The organism is Mesorhizobium sp. M7A.F.Ca.CA.001.10.2.1 (genome assembly GCF_003998575.1).
Taxonomy (GTDB): domain Bacteria; phylum Pseudomonadota; class Alphaproteobacteria; order Rhizobiales; family Rhizobiaceae; genus Mesorhizobium.
Window position 1 is genome coordinate 1 of the sequence record NZ_RZQY01000573.1, and the last position, 4,033, is coordinate 4,033.

A 4,033-nucleotide genomic window follows, 5' to 3' on the forward strand; every position below is an offset into this window, starting at 1 on the left:
GTTTTTCGCGGCTGCTGAAGGAGCATGGCGATGTCCCGGCTGGGGATGCGGCTGATGGTTCGGCGGACGATATGGAGGACGATATCTCCGGCAGCTTCCCGGCCTGGCCCGATGTCATCCTGATCGACGGTGGCCAGGGCCAGATGACTGCGGTGCGCAAGATCCTCGCCGATCTCGGCATCGAGGACCGGGTGGTGGCCATCGGCATCGCCAAGGGCCAGGACCGCGATGCCGGCCGTGAGCGTTTCTTCGTCAAAGGCAGGGACTCGTTTTCGCTGCCGGTTCGCGATCCCGTGCTCTATTTCGTCCAGCGCCTGCGCGACGAGGTCCACCGTTTCGCCATCGGTTCGCATCGGGCGCGCCGCAAGAAGGAGATGGTCAAGAGCCCGCTCGACGAGATCAGCGGCATCGGTCCCGGCCGCAAGCGGGCATTGCTGCTGGCATTCGGCACCGCCAAGGCGGTCAGCCGCGCCGCCATCGAGGATCTGCGGAAAGTCGACGGAATTTCCGAACAGGTGGCGAAACTGGTCTACAATCACTTCCACGAGAGTTGAAAAATCCGGCACTTTCATCTGGCCTGTCGAATCTGGCCTGTTGACCCCCTACATTCGCATCTGATTTGAGTAGGCAGGCAGAAAGAGTTTCCCAGACATGGCCAAGCGCGCGTTCAACCTGCCCAATATGCTCACCTACGCCCGCATCGTCGCGGTGCCGCTGGTGGTGCTGTGCTTTTTTCTCGAAGGACATCTGAAGTCGAGCGACTTTGCCCGCTGGTCGGCGCTGATCATCTTCCTGCTCGCCTCGATCACCGATTATCTGGACGGCTATCTGGCACGCGCCTGGCAGCAGACCTCCAACATCGGCAAGATGCTCGACCCGATCGCCGACAAGCTGCTGGTCGCCACATGCCTGCTGCTGCTGGCCGCCGATACCGATCGCCATGCGGGCATTGCCGGCTGGTCGTTGTGGGCGGCGATCATCATCCTGTGCCGTGAAATCCTGGTTTCGGGCCTGCGCGAGTATCTGGCGGCGCTGAAAGTCTCGGTGCCGGTGACGCAGTTGGCAAAATGGAAAACCGCGATCCAGATGGTCGCCATAGCGTTCCTCTTGGCCGGACCGGCCGGCGACAAGATCTTTCCGCTGACCACGCAGACCGGGCTGGTTCTGCTGTGGATCGCGGCGTTGGTCACGCTCTACACCGGCTACGATTATTTCCGCGCCGGCCTCAAGCACATCATGGACGAGTGAGATGACGACACGGCTCATCTATTTTGCCTGGGTGCGCGAACGCATCGGCATGGCTGAGGAGGATGTCGACCTGCCTGCGGGCATCGAGACGGTGACCGATCTCCTGCGCTGGCTGAAATCGCGCGGCGATGGCTACGAGCACGCTCTGCAATATCCCGACGTGATCCGCGTCGCCATCAACCAGGAACATGTCGAGCACCGCGAGAAGATCGCGGGCGCCCGCGAAATCGCGCTGTTCCCGCCGATGACCGGGGGCTGACATGAGCGGCGCGGTCTTGCCTGTCGTGCGCATTCAGCGCCAGGATTTTGACGTCGCCGCCGAGATCGCCAGACTGACGCAAGGCCGCGCCGATATCGGCGCCGTGGTGACCTTCTCCGGCCTTTGCCGCGACGAGCAGGGCGCGCTCTCAGCGCTCGAGCTCGAACACTACCCCGGCATGGCCGAAGCGGAAATCGCCCGCATCGCTGTTGAAGCGGTCGAGCGTTGGCCATTGCAGGGGCTCACCGCCATCCACCGCCACGGGAAGATCGCGCCCGGCGAGAACATCGTGCTGGTGGTGGCAGCCTCGGCGCATCGCCATGCGGCGTTCGAGGCGGCGAATTTTCTGATGGACTATCTCAAATCGCGCGCGCCTTTCTGGAAGAAGGAGCATCGGGCTGACGGCTCGGAGGGTGGCTGGGTCGAGGCCAAGGAAGCCGATGCAAACGCCGCGCAACGCTGGTATCAGTCCGAATAAGATCCGCCGCAGCCATGCATTGACCGCAATCCTTTGGCCAATTGGCGGGATTGGTCAGCCTCGGCATTGGCAGCCCGGGGCATTGGCAGCCCGGGGTGAGGGAGATGGTCATGCTGGACAGGATCGCGGAGTTCTTGATCTTCGGTTTCGTGCCTCTGGTCGTCGGCATATTGGCCGTTCCGGAGCAGTCTGTTGCCGCTGAAAGGGCCGTGAGAGGCGAGGTGATCTATCGCGAGCGCATTGCCTTGCCGCCCAGTGCCGTGCTCTCCGTCCAGCTGGCGGACGTGTCGCTGGCCGACGCGCCGGCCACCATCATCGGTGAGCAGCAAGTAAAGCCGGCAGGCCAGGTGCCGATCAGCTTCGAGATCAAATTCGACCCTTCGGTCATCCGGTCGCAGATGACTTACGCGTTGCAAGCCCGCATCACCGTCGACGACAAGCTGCTGTTCATCTCCGATATGCGCCATCAGGTCGATCCGTTGGCCGACGTGCCGCAGACCATCATGCTGAAGATGGTCACCCCGAGTGCCGAGCCGACGGCTTCCGTCTTCGACCAGCTCTGGCTGGTCGACTATATCGACGGCATCGGCGCTATTAGTGCCCCGCAAGCGACGTTCAGGGTCAGCGGGGCCGGCAAGGCGGGCGGCAGCGGCCCCTGCAACACCTATTTCGCCACCGCCAAACTCGATGGCCAAACGATCGCGATCAGGGACATCGGCTCGACCTACAAGGCCTGTGCGCCCGAGGTGATGGCCGAGGAAAAGGCGCTGTTCGATGCGTTGGCCAAGGCGGCGTCATACCGTGTCGATGCCGGAAAGCTCATCATTGTCGACAAGGATGGCCGCGAGATCCTGCGCTTCAGCGCGGCAAGCTGACCCCGACGAAGAAGGCCGGCGAAACGCCGGCCTTTTCACGTAATCCAAGGTCTGGATTATCGGCTCAGCCGACGATCTCGGTGTCCGAGAACCAGTACTTGATCTCTTCTGCCGCGGTCTCCGGCGCGTCGGAGCCGTGCACCGAGTTTTCGCCGATCGACAGCGCGTGAACCTTGCGGATGGTACCTTCGGCGGCGTTGGCCGGGTTGGTGGCGCCCATCACTTCGCGGTTCCTGGCAATGGCGTTCTCGCCTTCCAGCACCTGGACGACGGTCGGTGCCGACGACATGAATTCAACCAGTTCGCCGAAGAAGGGGCGGTCCTTGTGGACGGCATAGAAGCCTTCCGCTTCGCGGCGGCTCATCCAGACCCGGCGCGAGGCGATGACGCGCAGGCCTGCCTCTTCCAGCATCCTGGTGATGGCACCAGTGAGATTGCGCCGGGTTGCGTCCGGCTTGATCATGGAAAATGTGCGTTCGAGCGCCATGGGTCGTCCTTGTCTGAGAATGGAATTGAGAGTGGCGGGCTCTATACAAGCCGCCCGGCCCATTGCCAAGGGGTGAGGCCAAAGGGGTGAGGCCAAAGGGGTGAGGGATGGTCCGCGAAGCGGACGGAAAGCCAATTGCTTGGCTTTCCGAGCGACGAACGGTGAAAGCCCGGTCCGCCTTCGGGCGGATTGAAAGGTCCAGTGGACCTTTCAAAGGGTTTGAACGCCCGAAGGGCAGGGAGCGATAGCGAAGGGCAGGCCGCTGCGCTTTTCTGTGCTCCCGAAGCCGAGATCAGACGGCTACACAGCAACGCGTTGCTTGCTATACTCGCGTGTCGGCGCCGCGCTGAGGTCGGGCCGTATGGAGACACCATGACCATGACAGACGATCGTCAGGAACGCATTCGCAACCGTGCGCACCAGATCTGGCTGCAAGAGGGCCAGCCGGCTGGACATCATGAGCGCCATTGGCATCAGGCGGCCGCCGATGTCGACCAGGAGGACGCCACGGGCAAGTCGGCAGCCAAAAAGCCAACCAGGAAGGCAGCTGGCGCAGGCAAGGCAAAGGCCGCCCCCAAGGAGGCAAAGGCTGCCACGAAGGCCGGCAAGCCAAAGAAGGCGGCCAAGTAAGTACTGCTTTACGGCGTCAAGCCGCGGCGGCGACCTTTCGTCCCAGACCGCCATGC

At 62.8% G+C, this 4,033-nt stretch carries 7 protein-coding genes; 6 read left to right on the plus strand and 1 reads right to left on the minus strand.

Annotated features, from left to right (window positions below):
* From EN964_RS27520 to EN964_RS27540, 5 genes are all read left to right on the plus strand, one after another.
* A partial coding sequence (locus tag EN964_RS27520) for a helix-hairpin-helix domain-containing protein (RefSeq protein ID WP_245490691.1) occupies positions 1 to 554 on the plus strand: 554 nt, incomplete at its 5' end.
* 97 nt (positions 555 to 651) lie between these two features.
* A complete protein-coding gene (gene pgsA, locus EN964_RS27525; protein WP_023673449.1) occupies positions 652 to 1,248 on the plus strand; it encodes a CDP-diacylglycerol--glycerol-3-phosphate 3-phosphatidyltransferase in 597 nt (198 codons plus the stop codon).
* Between the two features lies 1 nt (position 1,249).
* Positions 1,250 to 1,507 (plus strand): molybdopterin converting factor subunit 1, encoded by a 258-nt coding sequence (gene moaD / locus EN964_RS27530; protein WP_127267618.1) that lies wholly within the window; start codon positions 1,250 to 1,252, stop codon positions 1,505 to 1,507.
* A 1-nt stretch (position 1,508) separates the two neighbouring features.
* Positions 1,509 to 1,985, plus strand: a complete 477-nt coding sequence (locus EN964_RS27535; RefSeq protein WP_127267617.1) for a molybdenum cofactor biosynthesis protein MoaE — start codon at positions 1,509 to 1,511, stop codon at positions 1,983 to 1,985.
* A 110-nt stretch (positions 1,986 to 2,095) separates the two neighbouring features.
* The gene (locus tag EN964_RS27540; protein ID WP_127267616.1) at positions 2,096 to 2,860 is read left to right on the plus strand and encodes a YbaY family lipoprotein; all 765 of its coding nucleotides are present in this window, start codon (positions 2,096 to 2,098) and stop codon (positions 2,858 to 2,860) included.
* A 64-nt stretch (positions 2,861 to 2,924) separates the two neighbouring features.
* On the opposite strand, the gene ndk is transcribed toward EN964_RS27540, so the two are convergent.
* Positions 2,925 to 3,347, minus strand: a complete 423-nt coding sequence (gene ndk, locus EN964_RS27545; protein WP_013532476.1) for a nucleoside-diphosphate kinase — start codon at positions 3,345 to 3,347, stop codon at positions 2,925 to 2,927.
* 372 nt (positions 3,348 to 3,719) lie between these two features.
* Here ndk and EN964_RS27550 point away from each other — a divergent pair, with 372 nt between their 5' ends.
* The gene (locus EN964_RS27550) at positions 3,720 to 3,977 is read left to right on the plus strand and encodes a DUF2934 domain-containing protein (RefSeq protein ID WP_127267615.1); all 258 of its coding nucleotides are present in this window, start codon (positions 3,720 to 3,722) and stop codon (positions 3,975 to 3,977) included.
* Positions 3,978 to 4,033: the final 56 nt, after the last annotated feature.

Excerpts from the sequence above, each read along its gene's own strand:
- EN964_RS27535 (WP_127267617.1), top strand. The coding sequence starts at position 1,509 with ATGAGCGGCGCGGTCTTGCCTGTCGTGCGCATTCAGCGCCAGGATTTT.
- ndk (WP_013532476.1), bottom strand. The coding sequence starts at position 3,347 with ATGGCGCTCGAACGCACATTTTCCATGATCAAGCCGGACGCAACCCGG.
- moaD (WP_127267618.1), top strand. The coding sequence starts at position 1,250 with ATGACGACACGGCTCATCTATTTTGCCTGGGTGCGCGAACGCATCGGC.
- pgsA (WP_023673449.1), top strand. The coding sequence starts at position 652 with ATGGCCAAGCGCGCGTTCAACCTGCCCAATATGCTCACCTACGCCCGC.
- EN964_RS27550 (WP_127267615.1), top strand. The coding sequence starts at position 3,720 with ATGACCATGACAGACGATCGTCAGGAACGCATTCGCAACCGTGCGCAC.
- EN964_RS27540 (WP_127267616.1), top strand. The coding sequence starts at position 2,096 with ATGCTGGACAGGATCGCGGAGTTCTTGATCTTCGGTTTCGTGCCTCTG.